At 39.5% G+C, this 17,713-nt stretch carries 20 protein-coding genes; 10 read left to right on the plus strand and 10 right to left on the minus strand.

What is annotated here, in order from left to right; all coding sequences use genetic code 11:
• The 8 genes from rlmH to lipA all read left to right on the plus strand — a co-directional run bounded on the left by rlmH (nucleotide 1) and on the right by lipA (nucleotide 7,521).
• On the plus strand, nucleotides 1-471 hold the full coding sequence (gene rlmH, locus JG479_RS10940; protein ID WP_002958522.1) for a 23S rRNA (pseudouridine(1915)-N(3))-methyltransferase RlmH: 471 nt from the start codon (nucleotides 1-3) through the stop codon (nucleotides 469-471).
• Between the two features lie 9 nt (nucleotides 472-480).
• Nucleotides 481-2,349, plus strand: coding sequence for a penicillin-binding protein 2 (mrdA, locus tag JG479_RS10945; protein ID WP_200219284.1), 1,869 nt, complete (start codon nucleotides 481-483; stop codon nucleotides 2,347-2,349).
• Nucleotides 2,346-3,452 carry a rod shape-determining protein RodA gene (gene rodA, locus JG479_RS10950; RefSeq protein ID WP_002958520.1) on the plus strand — a complete coding sequence of 369 codons (1,107 nt, stop codon included), beginning with the start codon at nucleotides 2,346-2,348 and terminating at the stop codon, nucleotides 3,450-3,452. The genes mrdA and rodA overlap by 4 nt, the downstream gene beginning before the upstream one ends.
• A complete protein-coding gene (locus tag JG479_RS10955) occupies nucleotides 3,452-4,216 on the plus strand; it encodes a septal ring lytic transglycosylase RlpA family protein (protein ID WP_200219286.1) in 765 nt (254 codons plus the stop codon). Before rodA ends, JG479_RS10955 begins: the two co-directional genes overlap by 1 nt.
• Before the next feature lie 53 nt (nucleotides 4,217-4,269).
• Entirely contained in the window at nucleotides 4,270-5,433 is a 1,164-nt protein-coding gene (locus JG479_RS10960) for a serine hydrolase (RefSeq protein ID WP_002958518.1), read from the plus strand.
• Nucleotides 5,434-5,607: 174 nt separating this feature from the next.
• Complete coding sequence (gene ybeD / locus JG479_RS10965) at nucleotides 5,608-5,886, plus strand: DUF493 family protein YbeD (RefSeq protein ID WP_002958517.1); 279 nt, start codon at nucleotides 5,608-5,610, stop codon at nucleotides 5,884-5,886.
• Between the two features lie 19 nt (nucleotides 5,887-5,905).
• Complete coding sequence (gene lipB / locus JG479_RS10970) at nucleotides 5,906-6,559, plus strand: lipoyl(octanoyl) transferase LipB (RefSeq protein ID WP_010554695.1); 654 nt, start codon at nucleotides 5,906-5,908, stop codon at nucleotides 6,557-6,559.
• Nucleotides 6,556-7,521: a lipoyl synthase gene (lipA, locus tag JG479_RS10975; protein ID WP_002958515.1), complete on the plus strand. Its 966-nt coding sequence runs from the start codon at nucleotides 6,556-6,558 to the stop codon at nucleotides 7,519-7,521. The genes lipB and lipA overlap by 4 nt, the downstream gene beginning before the upstream one ends.
• 79 nt (nucleotides 7,522-7,600) lie before the next feature.
• Here lipA and JG479_RS10980 read toward each other — a convergent pair whose 3' ends face one another.
• Nucleotides 7,601-8,887 carry a VCBS domain-containing protein gene (locus JG479_RS10980; protein ID WP_200219288.1) on the minus strand — a complete coding sequence of 429 codons (1,287 nt, stop codon included), beginning with the start codon at nucleotides 8,885-8,887 and terminating at the stop codon, nucleotides 7,601-7,603.
• Nucleotides 8,888-9,142: 255 nt separating this feature from the next.
• On the opposite strand from JG479_RS10980, the gene JG479_RS10985 reads away from it, so the two are divergent.
• Nucleotides 9,143-9,382, plus strand: coding sequence for an RNA recognition motif domain-containing protein (locus JG479_RS10985; protein WP_002958513.1), 240 nt, complete (start codon nucleotides 9,143-9,145; stop codon nucleotides 9,380-9,382).
• Nucleotides 9,383-9,485: 103 nt separating this feature from the next.
• On the opposite strand, the gene JG479_RS10990 is transcribed toward JG479_RS10985, so the two are convergent.
• Entirely contained in the window at nucleotides 9,486-9,638 is a 153-nt protein-coding gene (locus JG479_RS10990; protein WP_165744026.1) for a hypothetical protein, read from the minus strand.
• Nucleotides 9,639-9,780: 142 nt separating this feature from the next.
• Between JG479_RS10990 and JG479_RS10995 the strand changes: the two genes are divergently transcribed.
• On the plus strand, nucleotides 9,781-11,400 hold the full coding sequence (locus tag JG479_RS10995) for a M28 family metallopeptidase (RefSeq protein ID WP_200219291.1): 1,620 nt from the start codon (nucleotides 9,781-9,783) through the stop codon (nucleotides 11,398-11,400).
• A 38-nt stretch (nucleotides 11,401-11,438) separates the two neighbouring features.
• On the opposite strand, the gene JG479_RS11000 is transcribed toward JG479_RS10995, so the two are convergent.
• The 8 genes from JG479_RS11000 to JG479_RS11035 all read right to left on the minus strand — a co-directional run bounded on the left by JG479_RS11000 (nucleotide 11,439) and on the right by JG479_RS11035 (nucleotide 17,440).
• Nucleotides 11,439-12,386, minus strand: coding sequence for a PDC sensor domain-containing protein (locus tag JG479_RS11000; RefSeq protein ID WP_024603579.1), 948 nt, complete (start codon nucleotides 12,384-12,386; stop codon nucleotides 11,439-11,441).
• A 220-nt stretch (nucleotides 12,387-12,606) separates the two neighbouring features.
• On the minus strand, nucleotides 12,607-12,822 hold the full coding sequence (locus tag JG479_RS11005; RefSeq protein ID WP_024597051.1) for an EF-hand domain-containing protein: 216 nt from the start codon (nucleotides 12,820-12,822) through the stop codon (nucleotides 12,607-12,609).
• A gap of 80 nt (nucleotides 12,823-12,902) precedes the next feature.
• A complete protein-coding gene (locus JG479_RS11010) occupies nucleotides 12,903-13,109 on the minus strand; it encodes a calmodulin (protein ID WP_200219294.1) in 207 nt (68 codons plus the stop codon).
• Between the two features lie 169 nt (nucleotides 13,110-13,278).
• The gene (locus tag JG479_RS11015) at nucleotides 13,279-13,491 is read right to left on the minus strand and encodes a calmodulin (RefSeq protein ID WP_007585535.1); all 213 of its coding nucleotides are present in this window, start codon (nucleotides 13,489-13,491) and stop codon (nucleotides 13,279-13,281) included.
• A 599-nt stretch (nucleotides 13,492-14,090) separates the two neighbouring features.
• A complete protein-coding gene (locus JG479_RS11020; protein ID WP_002958506.1) occupies nucleotides 14,091-14,306 on the minus strand; it encodes a TIGR02450 family Trp-rich protein in 216 nt (71 codons plus the stop codon).
• Between the two features lie 80 nt (nucleotides 14,307-14,386).
• Complete coding sequence (locus JG479_RS11025) at nucleotides 14,387-14,740, minus strand: cupredoxin domain-containing protein (RefSeq protein WP_008134637.1); 354 nt, start codon at nucleotides 14,738-14,740, stop codon at nucleotides 14,387-14,389.
• Between the two features lie 20 nt (nucleotides 14,741-14,760).
• Nucleotides 14,761-17,007 carry a heavy metal translocating P-type ATPase gene (locus tag JG479_RS11030; protein WP_200219303.1) on the minus strand — a complete coding sequence of 749 codons (2,247 nt, stop codon included), beginning with the start codon at nucleotides 17,005-17,007 and terminating at the stop codon, nucleotides 14,761-14,763.
• Entirely contained in the window at nucleotides 16,997-17,440 is a 444-nt protein-coding gene (locus JG479_RS11035; RefSeq protein WP_024595963.1) for a MerR family transcriptional regulator, read from the minus strand. Before JG479_RS11035 ends, JG479_RS11030 begins: the two co-directional genes overlap by 11 nt.
• Nucleotides 17,441-17,713: the final 273 nt, after the last annotated feature.

Below are 17,713 nucleotides of genomic sequence, written 5' to 3' on the forward strand. Positions count from 1 at the left end.
GTGAAAATACAAATGATTGCTGTTGGTACTAAAATGCCAGCATGGGTAGAAACGGGATTTGCAGAATATCAGCGCCGTTTCCCTAAAGATATGGCGCTAGAGTTAATCGAAATTCCAGCCGGTAAACGTGGTAAAAATGCAGATATAAAGCGTATTTTACACATTGAAGGTGAAAAAACATTAGCGGCTATTCCAAAAGGCAATCGTATTGTAACGTTAGAGGTAACAGGGAAAGCACTCGATACTCACCAACTTGCTAAAAATATGGAAAAATGGCAACTCGATGGCCGCGATGTAAGTTTACTTATTGGCGGACCTGAAGGACTTGCTCCAGAGTGTATTGCAGCGTCTGAGCAAAAATGGTCGTTATCTAATTTAACATTGCCGCATCCTTTGGTGCGTATAATTGTTGCAGAGAGCCTTTACCGAGGCTGGAGCTTAAATAACAACCATCCTTATCATCGCGAGTAACCCCTTGCCATGCTAAAACATAGACCCACTATTCGTGACCACTCCGCAGAAGCAAACTTATTTGCTAGGCGAGCATTCGTGGGTTTTGTTTTTGTATTAGGATTAGTCGCAGTATTGCTTTCTAATCTTTATACCATTCAGGTCGAAGATCACCAAGACTACCAAACCCGCTCCAACGATAACCGCATTAAAGTTATTCCTATTGCACCCAACCGTGGTTTAATTTACGACCGTAACGGTGTGCTACTTGCTGAAAACAAACCTGTTTACAACCTTGAGGTCATCCCCGAAGAGGTAGACGACCTTGACGAATCGCTTGATCAAATAAGTAAAATAATTGCGATTACAGAGCAAGAAAAACAAGACTTTTTAAAAGATATAAAACACACCCGCCGTTTTAAATCACAAGTATTAAAAGCCCGCTTAGACGAAACAGAAGTGGCGAAATTTTCGGTTAATCAACATAAATTCCCTGGTTTTAGCATTGAGGCACGCCTTGCACGCTACTACCCATTTGGCGACACACTAACGCATGCGCTCGGTTACGTTGCCAAGCTTAATAGAAAAGAGCTAAACCAATTAGAACAAGAAGACCGTGCAACCAATTACCGCGCCACACATGATATTGGCAAACTCGGCATAGAAAAATATTACGAAGAAACACTGCACGGTAAAGTAGGCTCACAACGGGTAGAAGTTAATAACCGTGGCCGTGTAATTCGCACCCTGAGCATGACCCAACCGCAACCTGGTAGTGACTTAGTACTTACTTTAGACGTGGGCTTGCAACAAATAGCACAACACGCGCTAAAAGATATGCGTGGCGCTGTTGTAGTTATGGACGCCAAAGATGGTGGCGTGCTGGCACTTTATTCAAACCCAAGTTACGATCCAAACTTATTTGTACACGGCATTAGCAGCAAAAATTATAAAGCGCTGCTTAACCAAGACCGGCCATTAATAAACCGTACTACGCAAGGTCGTTATGCGCCGGCCTCTACGGTAAAGCCTTTAATGGCAGTATTAGCGCTTGAAGAAAATATAGTAAATGAGTCAACATCAATGTGGGATCCTGGCTTTTTTCAAATTCCAAATGTTGAACACAAATGGCGTGACTGGAAACGTTGGGGCCATGGTCATGTAGATGTATATAAAGCCATTGAAGAGTCGTGTGATACCTATTTTTACGATGCGGCTTATCGATTAGGCATTACTAAAATAAGCGATTTTATGGCCCGTTTTGGCTACGGTGATTTGTCAGGTATTGATATTCACGAAGAAACTACTGCTATTCTACCTTCAAAAGAATGGAAAGAAGGACGCTTTAAAGAGTCTTGGTGGCGCGGTGATACAATTTCTGTAGGCATTGGCCAAGGTTACTGGACTGCCACACCAATTCAAATTGCAAATGCAACTAACATATTAGTTAATCGTGGTATTAATCATCCACCTCATTTGGTGCAAGTGATAAAAAAAGATAACGACATAACGCAAATTAACAACGAAGAAAAACCCCCAGTTATTTTAAAAGATCCGCGCCATTGGCAGGTATCGTTAGATGCAATGCATAATACAGTACAAAAAATATCAGGCACAGCCCACAAAGCATTTAAAGGGACTAACTACGACTCGGCTGGTAAAACCGGTACCGCGCAAGTAGTTAGTATTGCCCAAGGTGAACGCTACGATGCAGAATCTCTTAAAGAGCGCCAACGCGATAATACAATTTATGTAGGCTTTGCACCTTATAGCGATCCTAAAATTGTGGTTTCTGTTGTGTTAGAAAACAACCACGGCGGCATTCAAATAGCTCGCCAACTTATGGATTACTACTTTGCAGCCAACCCTGTTAATCTTGCAAGGAACGAGACACCATGACCGCTTTGCACGATAAACGCTCTATTTGGATGCGTATGCACCTAGACCTACCGCTGCTTATTGCACTACTTATAATGATGGCTGGCAGCATAATGGTTGTTTACAGCGCAAGCGGGCAAGAGTCTTCTATGATGATTAGGCACATGACCCGCATGGGCGGTGCGATTGTTGCTATGATTGTTTTAGCACAGTTTTCGCCTGCCACGTTAAAGCGGTTAGTGATCCCACTTTATTGCGTTGGGTTATTAATGCTAGTCGGTGTACTTTTATTTGGAGTAAGCTCAAAAGGCGCGCAGCGTTGGCTCAATTTAGGGGTGACACGATTTCAACCTGCAGAATTAATGAAGTTGGCTGTCCCGATGATGGTAGCTTGGTATATAGGTAGAAACCACTTACCACCTCGCCCGCTACATTTAATTATTGGTTTTATGATTGTAATGCTCCCTACATTATTAATTAAAGAACAACCCGATTTAGGTACCGCTATACTTATTGCAAGCTCAGGTATATTTGTATTATTTTTGTCTGGTTTGAGTTGGCGTTTAATAGGCTTTTTAAGCTCGATTGTAGCGCTTGCTGCATGGCCATTTTGGCACTACGGTATGCACGATTATCAAAAACAACGTGTACTCACCTTTTTAGACCCTGAGAGCGATCCGCTTGGTTCGGGTTATCATATTATTCAATCGAAAATTGCTATTGGATCAGGCGGCATAGAAGGTAAAGGCTGGTTGCTTGGTACACAATCGCAATTAGAGTTTTTGCCAGAGCGCCACACCGACTTTATATTTTCGGTTTTAAGCGAAGAATTTGGCTTATTCGGCGTATGTGTTTTACTTAGCCTGTACTTATTTATTATTGGTCGTGGTTTATACATTGCTGTTAATGCACAAGATGCATTTGGTAAATTGCTCGCAGGCGCACTCACCCTCACCTTTTTTGTATATGTATTCGTAAACATAGGCATGGTATCGGGTTTATTACCTGTTGTAGGCGTACCTTTACCACTGATTAGTTATGGTGGTACGTCGATGGTGACGTTAATGGCAGGCTTTGGCATTATTATGTCAATCGCGACAGATAAAAGGATGCTTTTAAAATAATGCGACACACGAATCAGTTTATATTTACTACATTATTAATTTTACTTTTAAGTGCTTGTAGTAGTGGGCCAAGTAGCCGTTATAGTATGCGTCATGATGCAGCACCACTTAGAGCTCCTACTACGCTTGAAATGCAAGACGCTATAGTTACCGAAGTAACTAAAAGTGCCAGCGCAAGCCGCCCATACACAGTGCTTGGTAAAAGCTATTCGCCCATGCTTGATGAGACGGGTTATAGTGAGGAAGGCATTGCCTCTTGGTATGGTCGTAAATTTCATGGTTATCACACCTCAAATGGTGAAACGTATGATATGTTTGCCATGACCGCAGCGCATAAAACGCTGCCACTACCTAGCTTTGTTAAAGTAACCAATACAGCAAATGGTAAATCGGTAATCGTACGCGTGAACGACCGTGGCCCATTTCATGACGATAGAATAATTGATCTTTCGTACGCAGCAGCTTATAAGCTTGGCTATTACACCCATGGTACAGCAAAGGTTAAGCTAGAGGCCGTTACGCTTGCGGGCGCAACTGCGCGTCAAACCTATATTCAGGTAGCTGCAGGTAGTACACTTGCTAATATTGAAGCACTTGCCAGCACATTGCGAGAACAATACAAATTACCAACAAATATTGTGCAAAAAGACGATATTTACAGACTGCATTTAGGGCCAATAAAAGATACCCCTCATGCAAACGAAGTATTAAAAAAATTAAAAGAAAATCAATTTCAAAACGCGTTCTTGCTTTACACTCAGTAAGGCCTTTAGAATGGCGTAACGCGAATCTTTAACTTTAACCATTAATGAGTATGATGAAATCTATTAAACATAAAATCCTCAAAGGTGTATGCGGCCTAGTTTGTACAGCCGCCGTATTCTCAGCCAGCGCCCAAATTATTCCGGCACCACCTCAAGTTAATGCGAAAGGTTATTTTTTAGTCGACTTTACAACAGGTAAAGTTATTGCTGAAGGTGAAGCCGATACACAGCTTGCACCTGCAAGTTTAACTAAAATGATGACCAGTTATGTAATTGGTACTGAAATTAAAGCAGGTAATATTGCCACTACCGATATGGTAACGGTAAGCGAAAAAGCATGGGCTAAAAACTTTCCAGAATCTTCAAAGATGTTTATTGAAGTAGGTAAGCAAATTAGTGTTGATGAGCTTAACCACGGTATTATTATTCAATCAGGTAATGATGCATGTGTAGCAATGGCTGAGCATATTGCTGGAAGCGAAAGCGCATTTGCTGATTTAATGAATGCCCATGCTGCTAAATTAGGTATGAGCAACAGTCACTTTATCAACAGCCACGGCCTTGATACTGACGAGCACTTCACAACTCCACGCGATATGGCGACACTTGGTGCTGCTCTTATTCGTGATGTGCCAGATGAATATGCACTTTATAAGCAAAAGTCATTTACTTATAACGGCATTAAGCAATATAACCGTAACTCATTATTATGGGATGAAAGCTTAGATGTTGACGGCATTAAAACAGGGCATACATCAGAAGCTGGTTACAGCCTAGTTACCTCAGCAACTAAAAACGATATGCGTTTAATTGCTGTTGTTATGGGTACCTCAAGCGAACGAGCGCGTAAAGTAGAAAGTAAAAAGCTACTTAACTATGGTTTTCGTTTTTATGAAACGATTACGCCGTACAAAGCAGGCGATAGCTTTGCAGAACAACGTATTTGGATGGGTAACAAAGAGAACGTATCTTTAGGTATTTTAGAAGATACACCAATTACTATCCCACGTGGTCAGCATAAAAACCTTAAAGCTAACTTTGAGCTAGATAATACGCTTGAAGCACCACTTGCTAAAGGTACTAAAGTAGGTACGTTATTCTTACAACTAGAGGGCGAAGATATTGCTCAATACCCACTAGTTACACTTGAAGAAGTGGAAGAAGGCAGCTTCTTTAGCAAAATTTATGATTACTTACGCTTACAGATCATGCAGTAATTTATATCTCCCCTATTAACTAGGTAACTAATTTAAACGTCTCCACTGTGAGGCGTTTTTTTTTGCTTGAAAAATGTTAGAATGCGCCCCATATAAGCAAGACTGCTAATTGCCTATCTGTATTAAGCTTCAAGCTTGCATAGAGTCCACACTTTTGTATGAGGAGTCACCGTCGTGGTTCAACCTGTTAAAGATACTAAATTTGATGAGTACCTAGAGTACCCTTGCCCATTTACATTCAGAATAATGGGTTTAGCTAACGTAAACTTAACTGATCAAATTTTAGCTAAGTTACAACCAATAGCACCTGGCGATTACGCCCCTAAAGTAAAACCAAGCAGCAAAGGTAATTACGAGTCAGTAAGCCTTGTAGCAACAGTTACTAGTGGCAAACACATTGAAGAAATTTACAACGTGATCAGCAATATTGATGACGTACGCCACATGCTTTAATCCATAGTTGAGATTTGTTGTGAACGAAAACACTTTGATCGTACGCCAACTGGGTCGTCAGCGTTATATGCCAATTTGGCAAAAAATGCAGGACTTTACCGACACCCGTGATGAAAATACGCCAGATGAAATTTGGCTTGTAGAGCACGAGAGTGTATTCACCCAAGGTCAGGCTGGTAAGGACGAACACTTACTAGCTCCTGGCGACATTGAGGTGATAAAAGTTGACCGTGGCGGGCAAGTAACTTACCACGGCCCTGGCCAGCAAATGATGTATGTATTATTTAATCTACGTCGTTTAAAGATTGGTGTACGTGAACTGGTTACGTGGCTTGAAGAGTGCATTATTGAATCACTCGCCGAGTATGGTATTGAAGCTTATGCTAAAGCTGATGCACCAGGTGTATACGTTAATGACAGTAAAATTGCATCCCTTGGTTTAAGGGTTCGTCGTGGTTGCTCGTTTCATGGCTTAGCATTAAATGTTAACATGGACCTAAGTCCATTTTTACGCATTAACCCATGTGGTTATGCGGGCATGAATATGGTGCAAACTAAAGAATTAGATGGTCCTCAAAACCTAGAAAGTGCGGGTGAAGGATTGGTGAAACACATGATCAAGAAGCTTAATGCAACACAGGTTAAGCATACTGAAGGGTTTGAAAACGAATGAATAAACCAGTCAAAATGGAACCAGGTGTAAAACTACGCGACGCAGAAAAAATGGCGTTGATCCCAGTAAAAGTTTTACCTACAGAAAAAACTGAAATGTTGCGTAAGCCAGAATGGTTAAAAATTCGCTTACCTAAATCAACCGATCGTATTGACGGTATTAAAAAAGCGCTACGTAAGCATGGCTTACACTCGGTATGTGAAGAAGCTTCGTGCCCTAACCTATCTGAATGTTTTAACCACGGTACAGCTACCTTTATGATTTTAGGTGCAATTTGTACTCGTCGTTGCCCATTTTGTGATGTTGCTCATGGTCGCCCATTAAAACCTGATGCCACTGAACCTGAAAAGCTAGCACTTACTATTAAAGATATGAAGCTAAGCTACGTTGTAATCACTTCAGTTGATCGTGATGATTTACGTGATGGTGGTGCACAGCATTTTGCCGATTGTATTCGCGAGATTCGTAAACATAATCCAACTATTACTATCGAAATTTTAGTACCTGATTTTCGTGGTCGTATGGACCGCGCACTAGAGATATTAATCGAGACGCCACCAGATGTGTTTAACCACAATCTTGAAACTGCGCCACGTTTATACAAACTAGCTCGTCCAGGTGCTGACTATAAATGGTCATTAGAGTTACTTCGTCGCTTTAAAGAAGCTCACCCAGAAGTAAAAACTAAATCAGGCTTAATGGTTGGTTTAGGTGAAGAAATTAGCGAAATTGAAGAAGTACTTCGCGATTTACGTGCTCACAACGTTGACATGCTAACTGTAGGCCAATACCTACAACCTTCTAAGCATCACTTACCGGTTAAGCGCTACGTGCCACCAGTAGAGTTTGACGGCTTAAAAGCGTATGCAGACGAAATTGGCTTTACTCACGCGGCTTCTGGCCCGTTTGTACGTTCAAGCTACCATGCTGATCAACAAGCAGCGGGTAAAGAAGTGAAGTAATCACTTTCTCAAAAAATTAAAAAAGCCGTTAATGATGCATAATCATTAACGGCTTTTTCATGCTAATTGATAAAATAGCTTACTGCGCTATCTTACCTTTTGTAATAGATAAATCAGCAAACCTAACACGCTCTTCATCAGCGCGAAGGCTGTCGGTTTCAACAATTGAGCGGTATATTCCCCACTTAGGACGAGCAAAATCATCATCACTAAAGCCGCGCCACATATCTATGTTTTGCTCGCTTATATTAAATATCTCTGCGTTGTCGCTTAAGCGCGTTAATGTCATATCAAGCTTACCATTTTCACTAAATGTAGCTTGTACAAATACCTCGACCCATTCATCTGTAATGAGTGACCAGTCGGTTTCAATGAGGTTTTTATCAAGCCCTGTGCTGTTACCGTTTTCATCAAAGCCTGCACTATATCGCACTTGCAACTGATTACCTGTGCTGTTTTTTTGAGCCCCAGAGAGCGTGATAATAGGCTGGTCGTCATTACCATTGGTGTCGTCGTTGCTATCATTTCGGGCTTTTATTTGAAAAAAATGGCTAAACTTACTCGTAAGCTCAAGCTCGCTGCTTACTTTAAATTTCCAGCTATATTGAAATGTCTCACCCTCAAACGCCAGTGTTTCTTGTGGTGATTTATCGTAGGTCTTTATTTCGTTACGTTGTCTATCACTTACGCCTTTGTCTTTATCTTGGTCATCATCTCGGTGAGCTAAAAAGACAAAATGGTTACCAATTATCGTATCGGTATCTTCAAGAATATGGACAACACTTTGATGATTGCCAGCATATAGGTCTGGAGATTCAATTGACCCTTCGCCGAAGGCATTTTCAATAAGTGTGTATGCGTCAAGCCCCGAATTAACGCCATCTGAACGCAATAAAACGTGTGATATTTTCTCAAAGCCATCAGCTTGAGCTATTGGTGCACCTACAATTGTTATGATAATTTGTGCGCTAGTACCATCTACAGAGTTTACTGTTATTGTATCTTGTAGTGTTTCACCTTCACTTAAAGATGTTATTGATGCGTTTAAATCGTCAAGTGTGTATGACCAATCTCCACCAGCATTTAAGCTAAAAAAACCATAGCTTGTAGCGCTATTTTCTTGTGCTACAAAAGCAGCTTCACCTGATTGTTGATCCGTAATAGTTAACGAGCCTGTTATTGCAACATTACTATCGCTAATAACTTCACCTAGAGTGTTACCAGCAATTGTTGCAGGAGTTTGTGAAGAAATCGCTTCATTATTTTGTACCGTAGTATCAGAGCCTGAGCTGCCACAACCAGCAACTAAACAAGATAGAAGTATAGCTGTAACTGTATTGCACGGTTTAAGGGTATATTTAGACATGAGTAGCTCTGTAGTTAATAGCAAGTTAATTAAATATGAATTTACCAATTTATTGTACAAATAACCACAACTCAATTACCAATTAATATTACCAATTTACTGATATTTCAAATTTAATTATAAAATCTATTATTTTCAAAGTGATACAAAAAAATATTTCTATAGAGTGTTTATTTATATTTGTTTTAAAATAAAATTAGGTTAAACCTGAGTTACTTGAGATAATTAATACTGACATAATTATTTAGGTTCATTATGAAACTATTAGTTCGTAACTTGTCTCGTGCTACCACTGAGCATGAGCTTCGTACTTTATTTGCAGAGCACGGTAAAGTGACTACCTGTAACTTGGTACTTGATAAAGAAACTGGCCAATCTAAAGGTTTTGCCTTTGTAGAAATGCCAAACGACATAGAAAGTAAAAGCGCAATTACTGCACTTAACCAATCTACTGTTGATAAAAGTAAGATCCGCGTAAAACTTGCAGACGCATAAAGCTAACTGCAACTTATGCAAAAAAACCAGCTAATGCTGGTTTTTTGCTTTTAGTGCCAAGTATTGTATTTAAACTTTATATTTAGCTAAAAAAACTAAGCGGTTATTCAATCGCTTTTTTTATACTTATAGTGCCCAGTATTATAAAAGAAGCAGACAGCACAAAAAATGTCTCCTGCTCAGCTAATATTGCAGCAGCAAAAAAAGCAATGCCACTAGCTATAAATAAATACCCACTTTTTTTACATTGGCCCATTATGTGCTCCTTTAGATTGTTCGTTATTTATACGCCTTATAAAATCAATCTGCAATTGAATGAAAAGTTCTCTATAAAAATTCGACATCGCTGCGGTGCTTCCTTTATATTGAAAGCCTAATTAAATAACAATATGAAGACTATGGCATCTACTCTTATAAAAAGCGCTAGCCTCAGCTTGCTAGTTGCACTCTTTGGCTGCTCAGAGCCTGCAAGCGAGAAAACTCCATTAGAAAATACAGCAGGTGTAAGCCTTAGCAATATTAAACAGCATATTAAAACGCTAGCCTCTGATGACTTTGAAGGCCGAGGCCCGCTTACTCATGGTGAAGTAAAAACCGTAGGCTACTTAAGCGAGCAATATAAAGCGCTGGGTTTAACCGGTGCTTATAAAGGTAAATACTTACAGCCTGTAAAAATGGCAATGGTGACAGCTAATCAGGATATGCAGTTAAAGGTAGGTGATTTAAGCTTTGAGTCAGGTAAAGACTTTACCGCACGTACCGAGCAACTTCAGCCATTAATTGATGTACGCAATTCTGACGTTGTATTTGTTGGCTATGGTATTAATGCACCAGAATATAACTGGAATGACTATAAAAATATCGATGTAACTGGTAAAACTGTGGTTGTGCTAGTTAACGATCCAGGCTTTGCTACTCAAAACGACGCCCTTTTTACTGGTAATGCAATGACCTACTACGGTCGTTGGACTTATAAATATGAAGAAGCCGCTCGCCAAGGTGCAAAGGCTGTATTTATTGTTCATGAAACAGCACCTGCGGCATACCCTTGGGGCGTAGTTGAAAGTTCAAACACCGGCACTAAATACACGTTAATGGATAACAATTTAAACGCATCAAAATTACCGGTTATGGGCTGGCTAACACTTGATGCGACTGAGAAAATGTTTAACGCCGCAAAGCTTAACTACCAAGATTTAAAACAAGCAGCATTAAATGATGACTTTAAAGCGACGCCACTTAACTTAAAAGCAAACCTTGCCTTTAAAAACGAAGTATCACATGCCAAATCGCATAACGTAGTTGCACAAATTACAGGTAGCGAATCACCTGACGAATACGTTGTTATCAGCGCTCACTGGGACCACTTTGGTACTAAACAAACTGATACTGGCCCTAAGATTTATAATGGCGCAGTAGATAACGCTTCAGGCACTGCAGCCACGCTTGAAATAGCACGTATAATGAGCGAAATGAACAAGCAAAAACCATTTAAACGCTCAATTATTTTTGCTAACTTTACAGCAGAAGAAACGGGGTTAATTGGTTCTGAAGAATTTGCATCGGGTGCGGTTGTACCTACAAAACAAATGGTCGGTCTATTAAATATTGATGGCATGAACGTGCTTGATGGCACTGACTACATTTTACAATACGGTAAAGATTTATCGACAATGGAAAACTATTTAGCAAAGGCTGCAAAATCACAAGGCCGTGTTGTTAAAATGGACCCTCGCCCGCAAAATGGCTTGTTTTTTAGATCTGATCATTTCTCGCTTTCTAAGCAAGGTGTGCCTAGTTTATTATTTATGAGTCTGGGTGATACCGATCCTGAGTACATTGCGCATAAATACCATAAAGAAGCAGACGACTACTCAGCTGATTGGTCGTTAGGTGGTGTTAAGCAAGATATAGATCTTATTGTTGATATAGCCACTCAACTTGCAAACAATGGCGATTGGCCAAAGTGGACGAGCGAGTCTGACTTTAAAGCCAAACGCGCGCAAGATAAGCAGTAAATAGCTATTAAATAGAGTTATGTAATATAAAAATCCTCCTACTTGGAGGATTTTTGTTTTAAACGAGCGCGCATTAATAGCGTTTCGGCTTTTGCCCCTAAATAAACATAAATAGCCAGTGCAATTAAAAGCCCTACCACTGCCAGCATCATCGCTATGGCAGGCATTAAATATTCCGATTGCCCCAACGCCGCTTTAAACATAGTTAACAGCGCCTCAATTGATATAGCAATCAACACAGTAGAGATAAACCGTGTAATAGTGCGCCGCGTAGACGAGTGCCTAAAAATATCCTTATGCATAAGGATTTCTTCTTCGAGTATTGTTTTACCTAAATCGAATACTGCTAATGCTAGGGTGATGTAAATAATGATACTAAAGGGTTCAAGTGGGTCTGATGAGGTATCTACATGAGTTAATAGCGCGTATATATCACTAAAAACGATATTTAGTAGAAATAATACTAAACAAAATAAGCACGCCACAATAATACCGTAACCCGCTTTGAAGTAAGGCGACATATTAGCGCGCGCAGTATCACCCATTACAAACTCAATAAGCTGCGTTAAGCTCACATCAACGACCAAGTAATGCTGATTATTAATTGGTTTTTTTAGCTCTTTAATCGCCGATATACATAAATGGTTAGTCGCTATAGAAATATAGGGATCAGTAAAGCACACTTTATCACTTGCTTTAGCGTTCAAAAAATAGGGTCGCTCACTTAAATCTTGTTGATTACCACTTTCACCTAATTTTTTGCTGTATGCGCGTTTAAAGCAGACGTTATTACCCTGCTGCAAACCTTCTGCATTTAAACAATATTGTAATTCTAAAAATGGGTACTGCTTAATCAGATAGCGAGTATCACGTTCTTTAGTTAATCCGTCCTCAATACTCATTAAAATAGATTCAAGTAAACTGTGTATTACATGCTCATATTCGTGGTAGCGTTCAACACTACTGATATAACTCATTCGCGCCATTTTAAATACTCATTAACCTAAGTTATAAATAGATTTGCAAGTTTAAAACCAACAATAAAATAACTTAACAATCAGTAACTTGACACTATTCAAACTCAACTTTTGCACTACTTTGGTGACTAAATAGTAATATATTAAATTAAATGCACAAAAAAGCAGCTAAGTATTAATTACTTAGCTGCTTTGTGAGTATGACTGGTAAGGTTCTACATAGAGCTTATTACTGAACCTTCGAAAACTCTTCTTTAGATAACTCGCCATTTCCATCTGTATCTAATTGATCAAAAAGCTGTACTAGTTGCGAGTTTACTTGGGCTTCTGTTTTGCTAATTACGCCGTCGCCATCTGTATCAAAAGAATCAAAATCTACCGCAGCAAACGCCGCTGAAGAAGAAGCTAGGGCTACAAGTGCTAGAGTTTTATGTAAAGTTTTCATAATCGTTTCCTTAGGCTTTGGGCCTGATTAGGGGTAAGAAGTCCTTTTCAAAGATCCTTTAGGAGTAAAGTGTCTATAAATTAATATTCAAAAAAATCATTTTCTGTCGGACCACCGCTACTTTGAACATTCAGCTCGTCAAATTGCTCTATAACTTGCGCCGATTCTTCAGCTTGGCTAATTGAAGCGTTGTCGTCTGCATCGCGTGTTTCAAAGTCTGTGTTTGCAAATACTACTGACGAAGAAACAATAGCTATAAGTACAAATGTTGATTGTAGCTTTCTCATAATTTAATCCTTCAAAAGTATGCGGTGTCCTAAATAAATTTGCTCTATAGTGCTCTCTAGTCACATCCTGGTTATTCTTTTTAGTAGGCTCCCTTGCCTACTTAGGTTGTCTTTGGCAACTCAGAATTTAGATAACATCACAGAGCATTAACTGCTTAAGGCTTTAATTTTAGGCCTTAGAAAACTCATCTTCAGATAGCTCACCATCTTGGTTAGTATCGAGTTCTTCAAACTTGCTTAAAAGCTCAGCATCCACTGAAGCTTCGGCTTGGCTGATTGCGCCATTACCATCTACGTCTAGCGTATCAAAATCTGTTGCTGCAAAAGCCGCTGATGAAGAAGCTAGCGCCATTAGTACTAATGTTGATTGAAATGTTTTCATAATAGTATTCCTTCATTGGGTTGTTGCGATTAAGGCCTTTGGCTTTCATCACGTTTTGCTTAATACATTCTATGTATTACAACTTCGGTGCCACTTTTTATTTATCATTTAAAAACAATGAGTTAAATGATGCAAAGCGAGAAAAGCTTAATTTGGGGAGGTGTTGTTGTTGCTATTTAGCAACAGCCATTTAATTAAAAAGATTAAACCTATGAAAATCAATTGGTTAAGTTTAATTAAAAAGACACACTTTTGCTAAAAAGCCAATAAGGGGGGCGTTTGAGTTAGTCTTCAAAATAAACTGAATATGAACATGGAAATTACATCGGATTTATTTGCGGCTATTAAATAATTAATTTACTTATAATCAGTAAGTTACATTGTTTTTGAAATTTATTATAAATAATTTTGGAAGGATATTTTGAAATTAACTGTTTTGTTGCCAAATGGCGAATTTATTTAGGAAGGTTTCAATGCTAAAGCTAAGTTGTAGCATTAAACTCATAATTTAATGCGCCGTAAAATATAGGTTCGCTTGAGTTAAGCAAACCTACATCGTGTGCCAGCTATTGGAGTGAGGTAAATTATATAGATTTAAACTACTTCCACCCTTGCAACCACTTTTGGTTATCTTTTAAATCTCGCCAACTAATTGGATATTGATTTTTTGACATAACAGCCTCGGTAATACATTCAATTACGTTGCCATCTTCATCAAATTCCACCTCAACAATAATGAAGTGTTTTTCTTTATTTATAGCAGGTGTTGCGGTCCATTTACTATTCAATAATTTTTTAGGGTTTAGTTTATTCATTGAGTATAACGACTCCTACTCATCTATTTATACAGCTTATATAAGGCAACTATACGACCCCAACACCTACTTAGTTCAGATTACTCTGCAACTAGCTTGCCCTTATACATTTGCATTTGGCAATGAAAGTCATACTCACCGGCTTCAAGCGCAGGTAGTTTAACTGTATTGCCATCACCCATTGCCAGCGTTTTACTTATATCAAGCTGTGGAAATACAACGGTTTCGGCGCACGGCGCGCTGTCTTTTCTATCAAAGGTAAGTACAACCTCTTTGTTGGCTGCCACTTTAATGTGTCCTGGCTTATAAACACCGTTATCAACGACTATTGTTTCTTTGTTGTCATCACTTTGTGTTTGCTCTGGTTTGTATAGCCAAAACCAATAAATAATTGCAGCTATTAACAGTGCACCACCTATATTAATCATCAACATAATGTACTCCTTAGCTTAAATTACGATTTATTTGGTTTGAAAAAACGTAAGCGATTAGCGTTACTTACCACTGTAAGCGATGAAAGTGCCATAGCTGCACCTGCAACAACAGGGTTAAGTAGGATGCCAAAAAATGGATACAACACGCCGGCTGCAATCGGAATACCCGCCACGTTATAAATAAAGGCACCAAATAGGTTTTGTTTAATATTTGAAATAGTTGCATTACTCACTGCAATTGCATCAGCAAGGCCATGTAACGAACCACGCATTAAGGTAATGTCTGCACTTTCTATTGCAACATCGGTACCTGTGCCAATTGCAAACCCTACATCCGCTTGCGCAAGTGCGGGGGCATCGTTAATACCGTCACCTGTCATACCCACTATTTCACCGTTTGCTTGGCGTTTTGTTACTTCGTTTACTTTGTCATCGGGCATTACTTCTGCAATAAAGTCATCAATACCGACTTGCTTAGCAACGGCTTGTGCAGTGGCTTTGTTGTCACCTGTTAGCATAACTAGGTGGATACCTTTATCTTGCAGGCGTTTAATAGCTTCAACTGAATCCTCTTTAATTGGATCGGCTACTGCAATAATAGCGTGGAGCTTATTATTACTTGCAAAATACATGGGTGTTTTAGCATCACTGGCAAGTGTTTGAGCTTGCTCGGTTGCATCATCAACGGCCACGTTGTATTTATCCATTAGCGCTTTATTGCCAAACAACAATGTTTGCCCGTCAACACTGCCAGTGACACCTTTACCTGTAATTGCGTTAAAGTCGGCTACTTTACTTAAAGCTAAGCCCTGCTTTTTAGCGTGTGCCGTAATTGCTTGGGCCAGTGGATGCTCTGAGCTACTTTCAAGGCTTGCAACAAGTTGCATTACTGTATTTTCATCACTGTTATTAAAGGTAACTACATCGGTAACTTGCGGTGTGCCTTGAGTAATAGTGCCTGTTTTATCTAAAATCATGGTGGTGATTTTAGATGTTGTTTGCAGCGACTCACCATTTCGAATTAATATTCCTGACTCTGCAGCTTTACCAATACCCACCATAACTGACATAGGGGTTGCGAGTCCTAACGCACAAGGACAAGCAATAATAAGTACAGTGGTAACCGCAACAACGGCATAAGCAATTGATGGCTCAGGTCCAAAGTTTAACCATGCAAGGCCCGCAAGTACTGCAATAATCATGACCGTTGGTACAAATATTCCTGATATAACATCAGCTAAGCGCCCTATTGATGGCTTTGAGTTTTGTGCACGCTTTACCATATTGATAATATTGGCAAGTGTGGTTTCGCTACCAATGTGCGTGGCTTTAAATAATAAAGTGCCACTTTTATTAATACTTCCGGCAACGACTTTATCGCCCGTTTTTTTGCTTACAGCCATTGGCTCACCAGTAAGCATTGACTCATCAACCGTACTGCTGCCTTCAATAACATCGCCATCCACAGGGATTTTTTCACCCGGGCGTACGCGTACTTCATCATTTTTTACAACATCACTAATGTCGATGTCTTGCTCTTGACCATCGCGAATTACGCGTGCAGTTTTTGGTTGCAGGCCAATTAAGCGTTTAATTGCTTGTGAGGTGCGCCCACGTGCTTTTACTTCAAAAGCGAGCCCTAAACTAATTAAACCGATGATCATCGATGATGCTTCAAAATATACGTGTCTTGCAACTTGTGGTAATAAGTTTGGTGCTATTACCACAAACATTGAATACAGCCACGCAGTACCTGTACCAAGCGCTATTAATGTATCCATATTGGCAGCATGGTTTTTGAATGCCTGCCATGCACCGTTGTAAAATTGTTTACCTGATATAGCCATAACCACAAGCGTGACTATACCCACTAAAAACCAGGCTATTCGTTGTGTGTCGGTGGTCACACTCATGTCAAAAATAAGCCCGTATATCATTAACGGCGCACCGACCCCTAACGCTAATATCATATTACGCATTAGCTTTTTATAATGTGCCTCATCCGACTTTGCTTTTTCATCAAGTGCATCTTGATCAGACTCGTTACTCATTGGCTTAGCTGAATAACCAATGTTTTCGACTGCTTTAATAAGCGTGCTTTCGCGGGCTTTACCTTCTACACGGACAGTACGCTGTGCAAAGTTCATTTCCACGTTTTGCGCGCCTTGCACGCTATTAAGGGCTTTTTCAATTTTAGCCACACAACTGCCGCAATTAGCACCCTCAATAATAAAGTTTTGCGCGGTGTCTTTTGTATTAGTCGTCATTACGCTGCTCCTTATTTGCAGAATCGTTTATTGGATCAACAAAAGATTCTATTAAACTACATACGTCACTGGCATTTGCACCATCGGCTGATGTATCCCATTGCGCCAGAGCTGCATGCATTCTGTTTCGTAATTTTAATGTTTCTTGAAATAGTGCTTCGGTTTCTTCTAGGCGTTTAGTAATGAGTTTACGCGTTAACGGACAAGGACAATTCCCCTGCTCTGACTCGCCTATAATGTGTTGAATATCTTTGAGTGAAAAACCAAGTTGACGAGAGCTAATAATAAACTTTAAACGCTGCTGGTCTTGCTTTGTATATTCTTGATAACCATTTTCTTCACTGCGTATTGGATGAAGTAACCCAATTCGTGTGTAATGACGAACAGTATCGGCAGTCACGCCCATTAACTTGGCGAGTTGTTTAACATACATAATTTAGCTCCGTCGTGTTTCAGTAGCTTCATAATAAACCTAGGTGCAACACATAGGTCAATGACTATTTTAAAACTAATAAAATAATACCAATTCGCTTAATTAAGTAACCTATTTAAGACAAGAAAATAGTGTTGATAACAAGGCAAAAGTTTCGTTATTTAGTTCTTATCACTAATTGCCTCTGCATCCATGCAGTCGTATATCAAAATGTTTAACGCAGTTAACGCCGAATTTAATCCCTCAAATTGATTAAGTATTGTTGCTCATTAA

Origin of the sequence: Pseudoalteromonas sp. LC2018020214 (assembly GCF_016598755.1) — a bacterium.
Taxonomy (GTDB): Bacteria; Pseudomonadota; Gammaproteobacteria; order Enterobacterales; family Alteromonadaceae; genus Pseudoalteromonas; species Pseudoalteromonas distincta.

Bases quoted from the DNA above. Each gene is read 5' to 3' on its own strand.
- rodA (WP_002958520.1), top strand. From the start codon at position 2,346: ATGACCGCTTTGCACGATAAACGCTCTATTTGGATGCGTATGCACCTA.
- JG479_RS10955 (WP_200219286.1), top strand. From the start codon at position 3,452: ATGCGACACACGAATCAGTTTATATTTACTACATTATTAATTTTACTT.
- JG479_RS10990 (WP_165744026.1), bottom strand. From the start codon at position 9,638: ATGGGCCAATGTAAAAAAAGTGGGTATTTATTTATAGCTAGTGGCATT.
- lipA (WP_002958515.1), top strand. From the start codon at position 6,556: ATGAATAAACCAGTCAAAATGGAACCAGGTGTAAAACTACGCGACGCA.
- JG479_RS11010 (WP_200219294.1), bottom strand. From the start codon at position 13,109: ATGAGAAAGCTACAATCAACATTTGTACTTATAGCTATTGTTTCTTCG.
- JG479_RS11025 (WP_008134637.1), bottom strand. From the start codon at position 14,740: ATGTTGATGATTAATATAGGTGGTGCACTGTTAATAGCTGCAATTATT.
- JG479_RS11005 (WP_024597051.1), bottom strand. From the start codon at position 12,822: ATGAAAACTTTACATAAAACTCTAGCACTTGTAGCCCTAGCTTCTTCT.
- JG479_RS11000 (WP_024603579.1), bottom strand. From the start codon at position 12,386: ATGGCGCGAATGAGTTATATCAGTAGTGTTGAACGCTACCACGAATAT.
- JG479_RS11020 (WP_002958506.1), bottom strand. From the start codon at position 14,306: ATGAATAAACTAAACCCTAAAAAATTATTGAATAGTAAATGGACCGCA.
- JG479_RS11015 (WP_007585535.1), bottom strand. From the start codon at position 13,491: ATGAAAACATTTCAATCAACATTAGTACTAATGGCGCTAGCTTCTTCA.
- JG479_RS10985 (WP_002958513.1), top strand. From the start codon at position 9,143: ATGAAACTATTAGTTCGTAACTTGTCTCGTGCTACCACTGAGCATGAG.
- JG479_RS10980 (WP_200219288.1), bottom strand. From the start codon at position 8,887: ATGTCTAAATATACCCTTAAACCGTGCAATACAGTTACAGCTATACTT.
- JG479_RS11035 (WP_024595963.1), bottom strand. From the start codon at position 17,440: ATGTATGTTAAACAACTCGCCAAGTTAATGGGCGTGACTGCCGATACT.
- JG479_RS10995 (WP_200219291.1), top strand. From the start codon at position 9,781: ATGGCATCTACTCTTATAAAAAGCGCTAGCCTCAGCTTGCTAGTTGCA.
- JG479_RS11030 (WP_200219303.1), bottom strand. From the start codon at position 17,007: ATGACGACTAATACAAAAGACACCGCGCAAAACTTTATTATTGAGGGT.
- mrdA (WP_200219284.1), top strand. From the start codon at position 481: ATGCTAAAACATAGACCCACTATTCGTGACCACTCCGCAGAAGCAAAC.
- JG479_RS10960 (WP_002958518.1), top strand. From the start codon at position 4,270: ATGAAATCTATTAAACATAAAATCCTCAAAGGTGTATGCGGCCTAGTT.